Consider the following 17,485-nt stretch of genomic DNA (forward strand, 5'->3'; position numbering starts at 1 on the left):
CTGCCCTAGGTTCGGCTCGCCGACGTGCGATGGCTGGGAGCGATGGACGTCGGTCCATTGCCGAGGAGGGAGGGCCGATGGCCGGGCGGAGGATGCGTTGGGGCGAGTTGGCGCCTCGCGTTGCTTGTCTGCTGTCGATCGCGGGGCTGGTGACGGCACTGGGATGCAGCGGCTCCAGGACCGGTGCCGTGGACGATCCGTCTGGCAACCTGGACTCTGGGGTCGAAGACCCGGCAGTGGTCGGCGAATGGTCACCGCTGCAGCTCTGGCCCATCGGGCCGACCCACACGAGCGTCGTGCCTTCGGGCGACGTCATGTTCTTCGGGGAGTTCTCCTTCGGAGACAACCATTACATGTGGAATCCGGACACGGGGCGGTTCACCGAGCTGCAGTACGCCGGATACAACATCTTCTGTGCGGGCCATTCGTTCCTGGCGGACGGCAGGCTCCTCGTCACGGGTGGTCACGTCGCATCGCACGTGGGGTTCAAGAACACGATTATCTTCGATCCGGAGTCGCAGACCTGGACCCGGACTCCGGAGATGAACGATCCGCGCTGGTATCCCACCAACACCACGTTGTCCAACGGCGACGTGCTCGTGATCTCGGGCGAGACGACGGCGGCCGGAGTCATGGCGGAGACGCCGCAGGTCTATGAAGTCGCGACCGACAGTTGGCGCGATCTCACAGGAGCCAGGGTCAAGCTCCCCTATTATCCACGCCAGTTCCTGGCCCCGAACGGGATGGTGTTCATCGCGGGCCCACAGCCCTGGAGCTATTACCTCGACACGGGCGGCACCGGATCGATGACGAGGGTCGCGCAGCCCAACGTGTCGGGAAGGACCTACGGTCCGGCTGTGATGTACGACGTGGGCAAGATCCTGATGGTTGGCGGAAATCAGCCTCCCACCGCGGCCGCCGAGGTGATCGATCTGAACGTTTCCAGCCCGAGATGGAGGGCAGTGGCCTCGATGGGCACGCCCCGGCGCCAGCACAATGCGACGGTCCTGCCTGATGGGACGGTCCTCGTCACCGGAGGCAGCTACGGCAACTCCTTCGACGACAAGACCTCACCGGTCTTCACGACCGAACTCTGGAATCCGGTCACCGAGCGGTGGACCACCTTGGCGAACGTGGGGATCTACCGTGGGTACCACTCGACGGCCGTCCTGCTGCGAGACGGCCGGGTCCTGGTCGGCGGGAGCCGAAACGACAACACGGCCCAGATCTACTCGCCACCCTACCTCTTCAAGGGGCCGCGTCCGACGATCGCCTCGGTCGAGACGGACGTGGAGGCCAACTCGCAGCTCTCGATCCAGACCCCGGACGCTGCGAGCATCCGGCGGGTGGCGTTGATCCGCCTGGGATCGGTGACCCACGCTTTCGATCAGAACGCCCGCTACGTGCCGCTTTCCTTCGCCGCCAACCCGGGCGGGATCGTCGCGGACGTGCCGAACTACAACGTCACGCCTCCCGGCCACTACATGCTCTTCCTGGTGAACGACCAGGGCGTGCCTTCGGTGGCGACGACGGTGAGGGTCGGTCCACCGGCCCTCGCGCCGCAGAGGATCAGGTTGCTGACCCCGGAATCGGGCGAGAGCCTCACGCCAGGAGCGGCCTACCGGGTCACTTGGACAGCCCCTTCGACGACACCAAGGGTGAACCTCGATTATTCGACCGATGTCGGAGCGACCTGGACGAAGCTGATCCACTCCATCGTCAACCGTGGGTACTACGACTGGACCGTTCCGAGCACGCCCGCCTCCGCCATGCTGCTGAGGCTCTCTGACTCCGCCAATCCGGCTCTGTTCGGGGTCAGTCCGGGGCCGTTCGCCATCGGTGGGCCGGTGGCCCGGATGTTCTTCACGGCGCCCACCGTCGGTACGACGATCCCCGGGGGCACCGATTTCTCATTCGCGTGGACGTCGCCCCCTGGAGTCCCGAGGGTGAACTACGACTATTCCATCGACCATGGCGCGATCTGGAGGAAGATTTCGTACAACAACGTGAACCGGAGCACCTACACCTGGAGGGTTCCGGACATGAACGTCGACGGCGTGCTGATGCGGGTGAGCTCGACGAACGAACCGTCGATTTTCGGGGAGAGCCCGGCGTTCAGGGTCACGGGCGGACCCTTCGCAGTCGGAACGCCCGCCGCAGGTGTGACGCTGACCGCGGGATCGTCGTACGACATCACCTGGACTGCCCCCGGCTCGATCCCTCGGGTCGACCTGAAGTACTCCGCCGACGCGGGAGGGATCTGGAAGACGATCTCGGGGAAGATCGTCAACTCGGGACGGTTCACCTGGACGGTCTTCAACCTCGACTCGGCCACGGTTCAGGTGAAGGTGGTCGACTCGGCCGACGAGACGCAATTCGCTGTATCGGGGATGTTCACAGTCCGGAGGCCCTGAGCGGGGCTTGGCCTCGTCGGCGAGGAGCACACGAAGGCGACGCAGCCCTGCGGCGACCGTCCCGGCCTGCGGGCGAGCCTTTCACTGCCCGCGGAATCTTGCCGGCCCGCGACGAAGATGGGACCATGCGCCCGAAGCGCCGGGTCCGACGCGGAGGGGACGCGGGTGATCGTTACCTGCACGAAATGCAAGAGCCGCTACCGCTTTCCCGCGGACAAGGTGTCGAAGGCGGGCGTGCGCGCCCGATGCTCCCGCTGCTCCGCGGTGGTCGTGGTGCTGCCCGATGGCCGGACGGAGGCCGATCCTTCGCCGGCCCTCGCGAAGCACGCCGCGCCGGCCGGGCCCGTGCACCAGCCTCCACCGCCTCCGCCGCCTCCGCCGCCCCTGCCGTCGCAGACGGAGCTCCCGCCTGAGATCCCCGGCGAGGTCGCCGGGCCCTGGATGGATGCCGGCCTTCCCGAGCCGGCCCCTCAGCGCGCCGGGTCCTGGCGCGAGATCGAGCTGGACGCCGGCGATCCCGAGCCGGCTCCCGCGTTCGGCGGGTCCTGGAGCGAGGTCGAGATGGCCGCGGGCCTCCCAGTACCTGCCGTGCCGGCGCCCGACGTTGCGCCGGAAGAGGATCCCTTCTCCCTCCTGGCGACCGGTCCGGAGGAGTCGCCCTGGGAGGGCTTCAGCTTCGAGGAGGCTCCACGCAGTCCGGCGGCTCCCGAGCCGGCAGTGGTGCCGGAAGAGGCTCCGTTCGCTTCGATGCCGCCCATCGCGGCAGCGCCGCCGCCGTCCGCCACGATTCGACGTCCATCGGACGCCGCCGCCAAGAGGGAACCCAGGCGCCACGAGGCCAAGGCGTGGGGCTGGCTCCAGGCCATCGCCTTCGCCGGGCTCCTCGCGCTGGCCGTCGTAGCAGGGCTCGGCATCCTTTCGCCGGGCCTCGGCGTCGACGCGGGCCACGACCCGGTGGAAGTCGTCGCCGATTCGCTCGCGATGGGCCTCTATCCGTCCGCCAGCGCCGATGGGGCGAATCGGGTCTACGTCGTCGGCCTCGTCCGCTTCGACGGCGAGAGGCCCGCGGGGAAGCGGGTCCACGTGGAAGCCGAGCTGCGCGATCGGGCAGGGCGGACGTTCGCGAAAGCGGAGGGCTGGGCGGGCGGCGCCGCAGAACAGAACGCCGAGGCGGGCGATCCCGCCCCTGCGCTCCTCGAGAGCCTGCCGAACGGCGACGATCGCTTCGTCGTGGTCTTCCCGACCTCGAGCGTGCCGTCAGGCCCCATCAGGGCCCGGGCCGTCGCCACCCTCGTCGACGCCGCCGAGCTGCCGCGCGTCGGCGACCTCTAGCGGCAATCCCGCTCAACCTTCGCGGCGATCGTCCTTCCGGGGCGACCGGCTCCGCGACAGGCGCACCCCGATCGCTTCGCCGAGCGCCGGTACCTTGACGGCTCCGAAGATCAGGAAGACCACGAAACCGATGATGAGCAGCTCACCGAGATTGGGAAGCACCATGGGAACGTCTCCTGGATCGCGACTCTACCACGAACGGTTCCACCGCACCGATCGCCCCATGATCTACGCCCACCGGGGCGCGAGCGCGATGCAGCCGGAGAACACCTGCGCCGCCTTTGCCCTCGCTTCCCGTCAGGGCGCCGACGGGATCGAGTGCGACGTGATGCGTGCCCGAACCGGCGAGCTCGTGGTCTGCCACGACGAGCGCCTCGATCGCCTGGCAGGCCTTTCCGCCGAGGTGCGCGATCTCTCCCTGGAGGAGCTCAGGCAGGTGAAGGTGCTGGCAGACCGCTTCGCCGGAACGGCGGAGACGGTGCCGACCCTCGAGGAGGCGGTCGGGTCGGCGGGCCCGGACCTCGTCTGGAACGTGGAGCTCAAGGTCGACCGGGACGAGGAGGCGGAGCCCCTCGCCCGAGCGGCGGTGAGGGAGCTCGAGCGCCTCCCGCTCGCCGGTCGAGTGATCGTGAGCTCCTTCCACCCCCTCGCCCTCCTCACGGTTCGCAAGGAGGCGCCGAGCCTGCCCACCGCGTACCTGTGGGAAGGCCGGGGCGCGGTCTGGCATGCGCTCTGGGGCAAGCTCTGCGGATCGGCCGCCCTCCACCCCGAGGCCTCGCTGGTGACGGAGCCTCGGATGCGAGCGTGGCATGGCTCGGGCAAGCTCGTGAACGTCTGGACCGTCGACGATCCGGACGAGCTGCGGCGCCTGTCGAGCCTCGGCGTCGACGGCGTGATCACGAATCGGCCCGACGTCGCGCTCGAGGTCCTTAGAGGAGGCGGATCGGCGCGAAGCGGGCGGCGTCGCAGGACGTGAGCACGTAGCGGACGCCGTTGTGCTCTCCCACGAAGCCCGCGGGGATCCCGGGGCCGTGGAGGTGGCCGTAGGCACAGACCGCCGGCCGGTAGGCCTCGATGATCGGGCTGAAGCGCGTCGGCTTCGGTCCGGCGTACACCGGAGGAAAGTGCATGCATGCGACACGGATGGTGTCAGGATCGCGAGCGAGGACCTCGGCGGCCTGGACGCTGGCGCGGAGCCTGCCGAGATCCCGTTCCACCACGTGGGGTTGGTAGCTCTCCATGTCCAGCTCCGGATCGTAGCCGCCCCCCGGCAGCTGCGGCGCCTCCGGGACGGTCCAGCCCCGGACTCCGGCGATCACGTAGGGGCCTTCGCGCAGGGCGCTCCCGTTGTGGAGGAAGCCCACGATGCTGGGGAAGGGGGCGAGGAGCGTGCCGAGCTTGGTGCGGCTGTCCGGCCACCAGAAGTCGTGGTTCCCCTTGAGGAGCACCTTCCGGCCCTGCCGCTCGTGGATCCAGGCCAGATCCTCCTCGACCTCGGAGGGGCGGGTGGCCCACGAGGTGTCGCCGAGGACGAGCACCAGGTCGGACGGCGCTACCGCCTGGTCCCATGCCTCGGCGAGAGGACGCGGATGGTCCTTCCAGCCGAAGCGATCCATCCGCTTGCCGCGTGCCGAGGGGAGATGAAGGTCGCCGATCGCAAAGAGCCGCAAGGAGGAGCCCCTCTCTCCGCCCGGGGAAACCGCTGCGGGCGGCGCCATCCTGCATTTGCCGCCGCGGTTGTAAAGGGGATCGGCGTTCTCGAGGGCGCCCTCTGGGCCTCAGGCGTGGACGGGCCGGCGGATTCTCCCCGGGCTCTGATCGCGGCGCTGGAAGGGCACGAACGCCAGGCCGAGCGCTACGCCGAAGAGCGCGTGGCCGGTGATCATCCGGCCGATCGGGATCCCCTGGATCATCGGCCCCGCCGCCATGGCCGGCCCGATAGCGTAGGACATCACCGCCCACGCGACGAAGGCCCACGCGATGGCCGCGAAGAACGTCAGGCCCTTCGGCTCGCCGTGGATGACCGCGGCGAAGAGCACGCCCCAGCCCATCGACACGCCGAGGTGGATCAGGAGGCTGACGAGGATCGCGCCCGGCGCGTTCGAGAACACCGCGTCGCCGAACAATCCGACGCCGGCGAGGCGGGCGACGAGCCACGGATCGCTGTCCGGAAGCCCCACGAAGATCAGGTAGAAGCCCAGCACCAGGCCGGCGACCAGGCCGGCGAACGCTCCGCCGAGGAGCAACCGGAGAAAGTTCTTCATCGCGACCTTGGCCATCGACCGAGCCTCCCGACGAAGACGTTGGGGCCGTCGGGGAACCTTGGGGAGTGCGGGTCGCTTTGCGGGCGAGGGGTGCACATGCGCCGGTTCATGGACAGGATCGAGTTGTCCAATGTCCGACTCTCCCGAAGCGCAAGGGACGAGGCCCCCAGGAGGAACCACCATGGCGATCCAGGACAACCCGAAGACACCCAGTGAGCCGAAGGCGGAGCGTCGGGGCGGAATGACCGTCCAGGAGGCCGGCCGCAAGGGCGGCGAGACAGTGCTCCACCAGCGCGGCCCGAGTTCTTCGCCGAGATCGGTAAGAAGGGCGGGCAGAAGGTCCGCGAGCTGATCAACGCGGGAAAGAAGGGCGCCCAGAACAAATAGAGACATTTCGACTGGCCCGATTCCGGCGCGAGCGCCGCCGGATCGCCTTTGGGGGAAAGCATGAGCCGGGAGCTGGAAGGGATCCGCGTCGCTTGCCTCGCCACCAACGGGGTCGAGGAGGTCGAGCTCGACGAGCCGATGAAGGCCTTCGAGGCCTTCGGCGCCACGGTGGAGCTCCTCGCGCCGGAGGCGGGCAGGATCCAGGCCCTGCGGTACTTCGAGAAGGGCCGGACGTTCGAAGTCGACCGGACGATCGAAGCAGCGGATCCCAGCGAATACGACGCGCTCTTCCTGCCGGGCGGGACGATGAACGCGGACGCGCTGCGGCGGAGCCCGGACGCCGTCGAGTTCGTCCGGGACTTCTTCGACGACCAGCGGCCCGTGGCGGCGATCTGCCACGGGCCGTGGATCCTCGTGGACGCGAATGTCCTCGCCGGACGGACGCTCACCTCCTGGCCGAGCCTGCGCCCGGATCTCCAGAACGCGGGCGGGCGTTGGGTGGACGAGGAGGTCCACGTCTCCGGAAACCTCGTGACGAGCCGCAAGCCCGCGGATCTGCCGCCGTTCATCGCCGCCGCGGTGGACGCCTTCGCCAGCCTCCCGGCAGCGGGACATGCGAGGGAGATCTACCGCGCCGCGCACGGCGCCGATCGCGTGGAGGAGGCGAGCCGGGAGTCGTTCCCGGCCAGCGACGCTCCCTCCTCCTGGTAGCGTCCCCGACGAAAACGAGACATCGTCCGGACGTCGCGGATCGGACGATCCAAGTACCTCGATTCACTGCCATTTTCCGGATGGTTCGATTTCGGAAGGTGGTCCCCGGGAGAGGGGCGGATTCCGTCCAGGGCGCCCTTGCCGCATCCTGGCGGAGGAAGCATTTACTGTCCCGTCTCTTGCCTCTGATGGAAGCGGCCTCGCATGGGCTGCCCGGGCAGGAGCCTGTGGGGGACTTGGAATGGAGGAGATTTTCCATCCGGCCGAACGAGAGTCGCCGACCGCGCCGATCGCCGAGGCGCAGAACATCGCGCTGTCCACCGCGCTCGAATCGGGTCCGTCTTCGCCGAGAGCGGTGGCAGAGCGCGTCTCCTCTGCGGCCGCCTGCGATCTCGTGGTCGCCGCCGATCTCGACGCGCCCTTCATCGGCCCGGGGTCGGTCTTCGGAAAGGGGATCGCCGACGAGGCGGCCTGGCGGACCGCGATCCGCGTCGCCGCGGCGGTGGCGAACGCGGCGCCGCGGCCACGCGGGGAGGGGTGGTCGAGCTCTCTCGCCGAGCTGACCGGAGGCCGCGGCGACGCGGCGATCCTCGGGCAGGCGAGGAGCGTGATCGTGATCCTGCGCGCCGAGGGTGGCAGGCCGCGGACCCTGGTCGTCGCGGCGCGGAAGGAGGCCGACTTCGGCGACGCCGAGCGCCGCGCGATGACGGCGGCGGCCGCCAGGCCCGAGGCCCGCGATCCGGTGATCGTGGCGGCGCTCGAGGCGGTGGCGAGCAGGACCGGCGTCCCCCTGGGCCTGCTCCACAGCGGCAAGCTGATGTGGGCGGCCGGTCCGCTCTGGAGAGCCCTCGGCCTCGAGGGAGGCGCGCGCCTCGGGAGGGCCTTCGCTCACGGCGGCGCTCCCGCCGCGGCGATGCGCCTCGAGGACGCCGCCAAGACCACCGGCCCCGGCGCGGACCTGGACGTCACCTCGCTTCCGGGCGAGCTGCAGCTCCTCCAGGCCACCCGGCCCGCGGACGTGGCCCGCAGCGCCAGGCTCGACGAGCTGGGGAGGCGCTGGCGCCTCTCTCCGGCGGAGCGCGCCGAGCTCCAGCACCTGATGCTCGGGCTCTCCTGCAAGGAGGCGGCGGCGCGGCTCAGCGTCTCGCCCGAGACGATCCGCGGGAGGCGCAAGCAGATCTACCGCAAGGCGCGGGTGGGTGGCGCCGGGCCGCTCCGGGCGCTGCTGGACGGCGTCACCGAGGACGAGGAGCCGGCGCCGGCCCAGTCCGCCGCATCCGCCTGACGCACGCGGCGGACCGACGGGCGAGCTACTCGGCCTTGGTCAGACCGAAGCGGAGCGTGGCCGCGCCCTTGCCGCCGCGAGGAAGCGCGGCCTCGTGGATGAGCAGCGAGAGCTTCCGGGTGCGGGGCGCGAAGACCCACGCGTAGGTCGAGGGATCGTAGGCGGCGGTCACCTGCGGATCGTCGCCGAGCTCCTTGGGGACCTCCACCTCCACGAAGAAGAGCTCCACCAGGCGACGGGAGGCGTCGGCGTCGACGTTGTCGTAGAGGGCCGAGAGCTGCGCGCCGGGCCGGATCTCCGCCATGTAGTCGCTGGCGACCGCAGTGGGGAGCCGCTCCGCCGGGATCTGCACCGTGATCTGGTGGTTCGCCACGGTCGCGCGGACGGGGGCCTTCCGCGGCTGGGAGGCCTGCACCGGGAGCTTCGCCGTCGGATCGCCCCAGAGGTCGAAGGAGAGCGCGGCGCGCAGGGTCTTGCGCCAGTCGGCGTGGCCGCGGCGCTTCTTCAGCTCGACCGTCGCCAGCAGGTAGTTCCGGGCGCTCGCGAGGGCCTCGCCTGCTGTCTCGCCCCCGTGGAGCTGGGCGTTCAGGTACGCGCGGGCGAAGCCAGAGCCGCTCGCCGAGTAGACCGCCATGTAGGTGCCGATCACCGCGTTGGCACCGCGCTCCACCAGGAGGTAGGGGTCGGAGCGGTCCAGGGTGTAGCAGCCCTGGAGAAAGTAGGTCGCAGGCGGCAGCGGCGACTCGGGGGCGGGGAGGGCGTCGTCGTCGAGGGTGAGGTCGCGGGGATGGCCCTCCCAGAGCACCAGGCCGTGGCCCGGTAGCTCCTTCCGGATCAGCTCGGGGGTGATCTCCTCCCGATAGTAGGACTCGACCTTGACCCCCGAGTTGGCGAGCTCGGAGGAGGTGGTGCGGCTGATCGCCTCGCCGAGGACGAACTTGCGGTCGGCGTTGGCCAGGATCAGGGCGCCGTTTCCGTCGGTCTTGTCGCTGACGCCGTGGAGGATGCGCGCGATCCACCGGGAGAGGTCGAAGACGTCGAGGGCCGCGAGCCTGCCGACGGCCCGATCGGCGGCGAGGCCCTGCCGGGTCACGAAGGACGGGATCTTGTGGACGCGGGGGCTGTCGGCGCCCTTGGCCACCTGGTCGATGTCCTCCATTTGGCCCATCGGGACCGCGATGTGGTCGCCGACGATCGTGACCGCGTCGAAGGGCCCCTTGCCGGTGGCCTCGAGGGCGGTGGCGGCCTGCTCGGGCGAGCGACCGCCCCCGGGGCCGGCGCCGACGTACGCCAGGGCGGCGCCCTTGCCCAGCACGTAGGGGAGCGCGCCCACCGAGAGCCTGGGCGGCGAGAAGGGGCCCTCGGCGTCGGAGGGTGCGGCGACCACGAGGTGCCGCGCCGAGGCGACCCGATCGTTGTAGGCCTTCAGGGCGTCGTCGCCGGAGAGGACCCGGACCCTGCCGCCGGAGGCGGAGGCGAGACGGGTCTCGTCGCCGGTGCCGACGAAGACGACCTCCTTTGCGCCGAGGTGGCGGGCGAGCTCTCCGGCCTCGCGGACCGTGGCAGGGAGATCGCCGCTCGCGATCAGGAGGGGAGCCGAATCGGCGGCGGCGAGGGCGGCGGCGGCGAGGGCGGCCGAGAAGTCGGTGCCGTCGGCCACGTAGACGGCGGGGGCCTTGGAGGCGGGGCCGAAGGCCGCCTTGGCCAGCGCGGCGCCGAGCTCCTCGTCGGGGGCCTCGATGCGCTGGACCTTGCCGGGGATCTTGAGCGAGGCGGAGGAGCTCCCGGGCGGGCCGATCCAGACCACCTTCTTGGGCTTGAGGCGTTGGAGGAGCTCCTCGGTCCAGCGTTCCTCGCCGCCGGTCCAGAGCAGGACGGGCGGCAGGGTGGCCGCAGCGCCGGAGCCCTTCGACGCGGGCTTCGCCGAAGCCGCGTAGGCGGGGAGCGTCCGCTTCCACGACGAGCCGTAAATCAGCACGACGTCGGCGTCGAGGGCCGCTGCGGCGGGCGAAGCGATCAGGAGGCCTGCGGCGAGGGCGGCCATCGACAGGGCCCGCCGCGCCGCGGCTCGCGCGGCTTCGCTCGATCCAGGGCGCGCGGTTCGGAGGACGGGATTCATGGAGTCGCCTCGCTCGTGGTCACGGGCTTCGCGACCTTCCAGTGGAAGCTCACCGAGCCGACGCCGTCCCGCACCAGGAAGGGGCGATCGCCATGGGCGAGCTTCACGTATCGCGCCGGGAGCTTGCCCCACTGGTCGCGGGGGACCGACATCGGAGCCCAACGCCCGCCGCTCTTCACCTCCACCCAATGGGCGAAGCGGCTCTTCGCCTTTGCGCGGCCCACCTCCACGCCGATCACGGGCCGCGACGGGACGCCGCTCGTGCGCAGGAAGGTCGCGAAGAGGCGGTCGAGTCCCTTGTCGGAGGCGTGGCCGGTCCGGACCGCCTTGAGAACGGTCTTGCTCCCGTCCGGCTTGCGCCGGAAGCCGGAGGAGGAGAGTGCCCAGGCCAGCTTGATCGCGTCGTCCTCGCCCTCGACGAGCTTGGGGCCCGCGAAGCCGATCAGCTTCTCGCGGACGATGGGCGAGGTCGACTGGAGCTGCTTGGTGGGGCGCAGCCAGACCCGATCGTCCTCGGGGGGCTCGCCGCCCTTCGAGACAGGGACCGGAACAACGGGGACCGTGGACGCGACCATGGCCGCCGTGAACTCGTAGGTGATGCGCCTCGGGCCTTCGAGCTTCGGGTAGGTGAGGACGGCGAGGCGGTTCCCGTCGCGCATCACCTGCTCCACCCGGAAGCCACGGCCGAGGATCTTCTCGTTCGAGATGGTCTGGTGCTCGTCCGACTGCGCGAGGGGGAGCTCCAGGTAGGCGTCGCCGCCGTTGCCCACCACGCGGATCGAGAGGCGGACCACGCGGGTGAGGGGCGCCGGCGCCTCCTCCTTCGCGAGCTCCTGGGCCTTGGCGGCACAGCCGCCGATCGCGAGCGAGAGGAGGAACGCCAAGGCGGCGTGGGGGCGACGCGTCCTCATCCGACCTTCTCCAGAGCGGGGGTCGCTTCGGGCAGCGGCCGCGGCCGGAGCTCCCGGGCGACCTCCTTCGCGAGCTCGATCCGCTGGTCCACGCCGAGGCTCCAGGTGTCGACCCGCTCCAGCATGGTGAGGGGGCCGAGGAGCCCCTGGAAGTTGGCGATCTGGATCGCCAGGCCCGGCCTCGCGTTGAGCTCGAGGAGCAGCGGCCCCTGCGTGGCGTCCAGGACCACGTCGACCCCGATGTATCCGAGGCCCGTCATCTCGGCGCTGACCGCCGCGATCCGCAGGATCTCCTCCCACCTCGGGACCTGGACGCCGATCACGCGATTGCCCGTGTCCGGATGGGTCTCGACGAGGCGGTTCGACTGCACCGCGTGGTGGGTGCGGCCCGTGGCGAGATCGATCCCGGCCGCGATGGCGCCCTGGTGGAGGTTGGCCCTGCCGTCGCTGCGGCTCGTGGGCAGGCGCAGCATCGCGAGGGCGGGAACGCCCTTGAAGACGATGACCCGCACGTCGGGGACGCCGCCGTAGGCGATCTGGCCGAAGACGGGGTGGAGCTGCACCCGGTACTCGACCATCGCACGGTCGGTGGTGCCGGAGAGGGAGTAGAGGCCCGAGAGGATCCCGCTCACGTAGTGGCGGACCTCGGCCTCGTCGAGGCGGACGCCCGAGCTCTTCACGTAGCTCGGGCCGTCGCGGTCGACGACGACCAGCACGCCGTTGCCCATGGCCCCGCGGACCGGCTTGATCACGAACTCGCGGTAGGGCGCGAGGAGCTCGGGGAGCTCCCGGAGGTCGCCGTGGGCTTCCACGACGCCGTAGAGCTCGGGGGCGGGGATCCCGTTCTCCAGGCAGAGGGCCTTGGACCTCAGCTTGTCGTCGACGAGCGGAAAGAGCCGCCGCGGGTTGTGCTTGGAGATGAACCGGGCGTTTCGGGCGTTGATCCCGAGGACGCCGGCGCCCTTGAGCTTGTCGAAGAGCCCGAACATCAGTGGGCCCGCTCCAGCCCCCCCTTGCGGAAGGCGCGGAACCTCGTCCACTCGCTCAGGCGGTAGCCCGTGTAGCGGCCCAGGAGCAGCAGGATCGCCATGGTGACGAGGTGGATCTCGGGGAAGGTGAAGACGAAGTGCTGGAGGCTCTCGTTCGCGATCACCCAGTAGCCGCTGGTGGCCACGACCATGGTGCCGGCGACGAGCTTCGCGGCGTTTCGAGGGCCCTCCTCGACGATGGCGATGGAGAGGCGCTCGATGGTCATCGTGATGATCACGATGGGGAAGAGCGCGATCGAGAACGCCTTGTCGCTGCCCAGGTGCTCCGCCGAGATCATCAGCCCGGCGATGATCAGGATCACCAGGGTGAGGAGGAAGGAGAGGCGTGGCACCATCAGGAGCTGGGCGCGGTTCAGCAGGTGCCGCCCCACGTAGCCCACGGCGACCACGAGGCCGAAGAGGACCAGGCCCCAGGGGACCCCGGACTCCCGGAAGGCGAGGGAGATCAGGATCGGCATGAAGGTGCCGAAGGTGGGCACGCCGATCAGGTTGCGGAAGATCGTCACCACCAGCGCGCCGAGGGGCACGAGGAGGAGGACCTGGAAGAGCAGGCGGGTCTTCACCGGGAGTGAATAGAGCGAGAGCTTGTCGAGGAGCCGGTCCGACTTCTCGATCTTGCGCTGGTAGATCTGAAACTGCGCCTCGCGCTCCCGGAGCATCGAGACCTTGAGCGAGGCCCTCTCGACCCCCACCGGATCGAGGGGCGCGGCGTCGCCGACGTGGAGGACCAGGCGCTCGCCCAGGGGCTGATCCAGCCCGAAAAGCGGATCCATCGGCCAGAAGCGCCCGTCCAATCGCGCCTCGACCCAGTGGGTGACCTCCGCGCTCCCCTTCTCCGACAGGGCGACGCCGGCGACGACCTGCGCCGGGATCCCTACCGCACGGAGAAGGGCCACCTCGGCGCGGGCCTTGCCGTGGCTGCCGCCCCGCTCACGCTGGAGCACGGCGAGGGCGTCCTGGGGGCCGTCGTGGCCGTCGGTGGTCTCCACGTCGCCCACGATGAACTCGTGGATCTGGCGGACGGCCTGTGCGCGATCCGCCCGAGAGATCGCGAGCTCCTCGAGGAGGGACGCGACCTGCTCGGCGTCGCTCTGGATCGCCTCCTCGGGGGAGAGGAGCGGCGCGAGCTGCCGGGCCTCCGCCTCGCCCATGGGCGGGAGCGACTTCGGCAGCTCCGTGTGTGGCGAGGGGAGGAGCTGGGCCGAGAAGCGGTAGGTGAGGCGCGAGCCGTCGTCGAGCTTGCCGAGAGCGACCGCGACGCGGTTGCCCTCGCGGGGGCGGATGAAGAAGCGCATCCCCTCCGCCGAGACGCGCTCGTCGTAGATCCGCTGACCTGGGCCGTCGGCCGGGAGGAAGAAGGTGATCCGGGTCTTGTCGTCGGGGTTGGTGAGCCGGACCTCCATCTGCACCGACCAGCGGTCGGGCGCGGGTTTGGGGACCAGCTCGTAGCCCAGACCGATCACCTTGTAGGCGATGAGGCCGGCGGCGATGAGGATGAAGCCGACTGCGACGGCGATGAGGCGCGAAGACACGGGTGGATTATCTCACAACTCGAAGCACGCTGCGCGAAACGCCCGCACCCCGCCGGCTTCTTCTTCGAGCCGTGTAGGGTGCGGGCGTACGTGCGAGCCTACGGATGAGGCGTCGGCGCGGGGATCGCCGCTGCGGCCTTCGGCTCGACGCTCGCCGGAGCATCGGCGGCCTTTCGCCTCAGGACGGAGATCGCCTGCCGGCTCGCGACCTCGCTGCCGTCGCGGGCCACTACCACCACGTGGTTTGCGCCTTCCTTGAGGGGGAACTCGGCCTTGATCCGCAGGGGGCTGCCGTCCTTCGCCCCTGGGGCGAAGAAGACCTTCTTGTCGTTCACGAAGACGTAGACGTCGCGGAGCTGCGGATCGAGGACCGTCCCGCTCAGCGTGTAGCGCGTGCCGTCCACCGCGATGCCGCCGGTGGAGGTGTCGACGTCCAGGCGGATCTCCGGGGGCACGCGGCCGAGGGCGAGGCCGACGTTTGCGAACGAGGGCTTTCCGCCGTCGACGACCTTCTGGTCGGAGCCGAGCTTCACGAAGCCGATCCGCCCCTTCTGCCACTCCACGCGGGCCCAGCCCTCGAGGCGGCCGTCCACGGGGAGCGAGGCTCCCTTGCCCGCCGTGGCAAGCACCAGCGCGTCGTCAAGGGGCGCGGCCCGCACGACGATCTCCTTGTCCTGCTGGGGCCGGACGAAGCCCTTGGCCGCCTGGACGAGCAGCGGATCGCTGGTCACCGGGATCTCGAGCTTCTCCACCACGATCTCCTCGAGCTTCTCGTCGAAGACCAGGAGCTGGACGGGCATGGTCGGCTCGGCGTAGCCGGCCTTGAGCTCGAGCTCGAAGGTCGCCCGGGCGGTGGCGCCGGGGGCGAGCTCGCCGAGCTTCTGCCGGCCCTTCTCGATGAAGATCTTCTCGTTGCCCTTGTTCTTGATGGAGGCGTAGGTGGTCTCGCTGCTCACACCGGCGCCGACGTTCTTCACGTCGACCACGAGCGAGAGCTTCTGGCCCGGCCGGCTGCGGCCGTCACCGCTGCCGCTGCGCTCCACCACCTGCCAGCCGTAGGCGAAGCGCGGCTTGGCGAGCTCCGCCACGTTGATCTCGCTGCGGACGTCGTCGAAGGCGTGCCCGTCGGCGTCCTGGAGCTTGACCACCACGGCGTCCCGCCGCGAGGCCAGCGCCTTCGGCAGCTCCACGGTCGCGGTCCAGCGCTTGGTCTGGCCGGGTCCGACGCTGCCGATCAGGAACTCGCGGCGGTCGAGGAGCGGGTTGCCTTCGCTCTCGGTCCAGGCCCGGAGGCGGTGGATCGGCGCGTCGCCCTGGTTCGTCACCGAGAGCACGAGATCCAGCTTGTCGCCTGCGTGGGACACGGAGGAGGGCGCGGGCTGCAGGGTCGCGACCACCTTCGGCGCCTTCGCGCCGGCAGCCGCAGGGGCCTTCGTCCAGTCGACGCCGAGGTTGGCGATCGCCTTGTCGATTCGACCCTCTTCCTCGGCGGAGCGGCCGTTCACGAACGGCGTCATCTTGGCGAGGATCTGCGAGCGCGTGCCGAACGGGGCCGCGCCGAGCAGATCGCGGGCGAAGCGCACCTGGTAGTCCTCGACGAAGTCGTCGGAGAGCTCCTCCTCCTCCGCATCCTCGTCGTCGAGCGCCGCCTCGCCGTCCTTGGTCTTGGGCTCGTCGCGCAGGTAGCGCAGCGAGTAGAGCGGCTTCTGGTCGGGGTCGTTCTTCTTCGCCTCGGGGCGCTCGGTCGGCTCCTTGGCGAAGAGATCGGCCGGGTTCGAGAGGTGCCGGTCGAGATCCTGCTCGCGCATGGTGCGGATCGGCGCGAAGGCGCTCACGGCGTCCTTGTCCACCCGCGAGGCTACGAGCTCGACGTCCGGCGTGATCCCCGTCTCCTGGATCGAGACGTCGCCGGGGGTGAGGTACTGCGCGATCGTGAGCTTGAGCGCCGACTGGTCGGGGAAGTCGTAGAGCACCTGCACCGAGCCCTTGCCGAAGGAGGTGCGGCCCACGATCACCGCGCGGTCGAGGTTCTTGAGCGCGCCGGCGACGATCTCGCTGGCGGAGGCGGAGCCGCCGTTCACGAGCACGGCGAGGGGGAGGTTCTTCTCGAGGTCGGGGTTCCCCTGGTCGGTGGCCTTCTTCACCTCGCGCAGCTTGTTGCTCATGCCCACGGTGGTGACGATCGTGCCGGAGTCGACGAAGGTGTCGGAGACCTGGATCGCCTGCTCGAGGAGGCCGCCGGGGTTGCCGCGGAGGTCGATCACCAGGCCCGCGAGCTTTCCGCCGGCCTCGGTCTTGAGGTCGCGGATCGCGGCCTGGAGGTCGCGCGACGTGTTGCCCTGGAAGCCCTTGAGGCGGACGTAGCCGATCTTGTTGGTGAGGAGCTTCGAGACCACCGACTCGATCTCGATCCGGGCGCGGGGGAGCTCCATCAGCTTGGGCTCGGCCCAGCCCTTGCGCTGCAGGAGCACCTTGATCTTGGAGCCCGGCTTGCCGCGGAGCCTCTCCGCCGCCTCGGTGACGTCCATGTTCACGGTGGACTCGCCGGCGATCTGGAGGATCTTGTCCTTCGGCTTGATCCCGTACTTGGAGGCCGGGGTCGGGTTCTCCTTGGTCCCCTTGAGGACCTTCACCACGGTGAGCTCGCCGTCCTTCATCGCGATGATGAAGCCGAGGCCGCCGAACTCGCCCTTGGTGGAGAGCTTCATCTCCTTGAAGTATTCGGGCTTGAGCAGGACCGAGTGCGGGTCGAGGGAGGAGAGCATCCCGTTGACGAGGGCGTACTCGACGTTGCGGAGCTCGTCGGCGGTGTGGCCCTTGTCCAGGTTCTTCTGGACGAAGCCCATGATCTGCCCGAGCCGCAGGCTCATCTTGAAGATCGAGTCGACGTCCGCGATCGAGAACGTCGCGGACTTGCCGCCGACGTTCACCTTGAGCTCGCCGGAGTCGACGTCGCCGTCCACCATGACCTCGGGCACCTGCTTCTCGACCGCATCGAGGCTGTCGATCAGCATCTGCTTCGGCTGGATCCGGCTGGGGTCGAAGTAGTTCTCCTTCACCTGGAGGACCACCCGGTTGAAGACCTTCAGAGACGCGAGGTCGGGGGTCTCGTCGGCCGCTGGGGAGGAGGGCTCGGCCCTCGCCTCGGAGAGGAACGGAGCGGCCAGGCGATCCCCGGCCGAAAATCCCCAGGCCCCGATGAGGGCAAGGAGGGCGGCCGCGCGGGCGGCAAATCGAATCATCCTGGGGCTCCCGGCAATTGCTAGGGATGCGGCGCACGGGACCAACGCCCCGTGGCACGGATCATAGGCAGCCGATCGACCGCCCTCAAGCAACAAGACGGCCGATCCGCTGGTTTCGACGATCTTCTCGCCGGGCCCGCGCAACGAGGGCGAGGGCTCGGACTCGGCTTCGAACACCCCGAGTCGGAAAATCGATCCAGGCGGACGCAGAGCGAGCCAGGAGCCGGCTGAAATGGGCT

Annotated in this window: 13 protein-coding genes; 5 read left to right on the forward strand and 8 right to left on the reverse strand. The window is 69.9% G+C overall.

Features of this window, described 5'->3' with window-relative positions:
• The first annotated feature begins 188 nt into the window (after window positions 1-188).
• A complete protein-coding gene (locus AKJ08_RS02790; protein ID WP_169788736.1) occupies window positions 189-2,414 on the forward strand; it encodes a galactose oxidase-like domain-containing protein in 2,226 nt (741 codons plus the stop codon).
• Window positions 2,415-2,579: 165 nt separating this feature from the next.
• Window positions 2,580-3,746 carry a zinc-ribbon domain-containing protein gene (locus AKJ08_RS20600; RefSeq protein ID WP_050724670.1) on the forward strand — a complete coding sequence of 389 codons (1,167 nt, stop codon included), beginning with the start codon at window positions 2,580-2,582 and terminating at the stop codon, window positions 3,744-3,746.
• 12 nt (window positions 3,747-3,758) lie between these two features.
• On the opposite strand, the gene AKJ08_RS18320 is transcribed toward AKJ08_RS20600, so the two are convergent.
• On the reverse strand, window positions 3,759-3,911 hold the full coding sequence (locus AKJ08_RS18320; protein ID WP_082342603.1) for a twin-arginine translocase TatA/TatE family subunit: 153 nt from the start codon (window positions 3,909-3,911) through the stop codon (window positions 3,759-3,761).
• 58 nt (window positions 3,912-3,969) lie between these two features.
• Here AKJ08_RS18320 and AKJ08_RS02800 point away from each other — a divergent pair, with 58 nt between their 5' ends.
• Window positions 3,970-4,722, forward strand: coding sequence for a glycerophosphodiester phosphodiesterase (locus AKJ08_RS02800; protein WP_050724671.1), 753 nt, complete (start codon window positions 3,970-3,972; stop codon window positions 4,720-4,722).
• Here the strand turns inward: AKJ08_RS02800 and AKJ08_RS02805 are convergent.
• Window positions 4,676-5,416 (reverse strand): metallophosphoesterase, encoded by a 741-nt coding sequence (locus tag AKJ08_RS02805; protein WP_050724672.1) that lies wholly within the window; start codon window positions 5,414-5,416, stop codon window positions 4,676-4,678. The two genes, AKJ08_RS02800 and AKJ08_RS02805, sit on opposite strands and share 47 nt — an antisense overlap.
• Window positions 5,417-5,524: 108 nt before the next feature.
• Window positions 5,525-6,025: a V-type ATP synthase subunit I domain-containing protein gene (locus AKJ08_RS02810; RefSeq protein WP_050724673.1), complete on the reverse strand. Its 501-nt coding sequence runs from the start codon at window positions 6,023-6,025 to the stop codon at window positions 5,525-5,527.
• Window positions 6,026-6,457: 432 nt separating this feature from the next.
• On the opposite strand from AKJ08_RS02810, the gene AKJ08_RS02815 reads away from it, so the two are divergent.
• A complete protein-coding gene (locus tag AKJ08_RS02815) occupies window positions 6,458-7,108 on the forward strand; it encodes a type 1 glutamine amidotransferase domain-containing protein (RefSeq protein ID WP_082342606.1) in 651 nt (216 codons plus the stop codon).
• 241 nt (window positions 7,109-7,349) lie between these two features.
• Window positions 7,350-8,393 (forward strand): helix-turn-helix transcriptional regulator, encoded by a 1,044-nt coding sequence (locus AKJ08_RS19655; protein ID WP_050724674.1) that lies wholly within the window; start codon window positions 7,350-7,352, stop codon window positions 8,391-8,393.
• Between the two features lie 25 nt (window positions 8,394-8,418).
• Here the strand turns inward: AKJ08_RS19655 and AKJ08_RS02825 are convergent, their stop codons facing one another.
• The 5 genes from AKJ08_RS02825 to AKJ08_RS02845 all read right to left on the reverse strand — a co-directional run bounded on the left by AKJ08_RS02825 (window position 8,419) and on the right by AKJ08_RS02845 (window position 17,246).
• Complete coding sequence (locus tag AKJ08_RS02825) at window positions 8,419-10,512, reverse strand: C25 family cysteine peptidase (protein WP_050724675.1); 2,094 nt, start codon at window positions 10,510-10,512, stop codon at window positions 8,419-8,421.
• Window positions 10,509-11,423 (reverse strand): transglutaminase-like domain-containing protein, encoded by a 915-nt coding sequence (locus tag AKJ08_RS02830; protein ID WP_050724676.1) that lies wholly within the window; start codon window positions 11,421-11,423, stop codon window positions 10,509-10,511. The genes AKJ08_RS02825 and AKJ08_RS02830 overlap by 4 nt, the downstream gene beginning before the upstream one ends.
• The gene (locus tag AKJ08_RS02835) at window positions 11,420-12,412 is read right to left on the reverse strand and encodes an alpha-L-glutamate ligase-like protein (protein WP_050724677.1); all 993 of its coding nucleotides are present in this window, start codon (window positions 12,410-12,412) and stop codon (window positions 11,420-11,422) included. Before AKJ08_RS02835 ends, AKJ08_RS02830 begins: the two co-directional genes overlap by 4 nt.
• Window positions 12,412-14,004, reverse strand: a complete 1,593-nt coding sequence (locus AKJ08_RS02840) for a UUP1 family membrane protein (RefSeq protein WP_050724678.1) — start codon at window positions 14,002-14,004, stop codon at window positions 12,412-12,414. The genes AKJ08_RS02835 and AKJ08_RS02840 overlap by 1 nt, the downstream gene beginning before the upstream one ends.
• Window positions 14,005-14,102: 98 nt before the next feature.
• Complete coding sequence (locus AKJ08_RS02845; protein ID WP_050724679.1) at window positions 14,103-17,246, reverse strand: MXAN_5808 family serine peptidase; 3,144 nt, start codon at window positions 17,244-17,246, stop codon at window positions 14,103-14,105.
• Between the last annotated feature and the right edge of the window lie 239 nt (window positions 17,247-17,485).

Origin of the sequence: Vulgatibacter incomptus, assembly GCF_001263175.1 — a bacterium.
GTDB classification, from domain to species: domain Bacteria; phylum Myxococcota; class Myxococcia; order Myxococcales; family Vulgatibacteraceae; genus Vulgatibacter; species Vulgatibacter incomptus.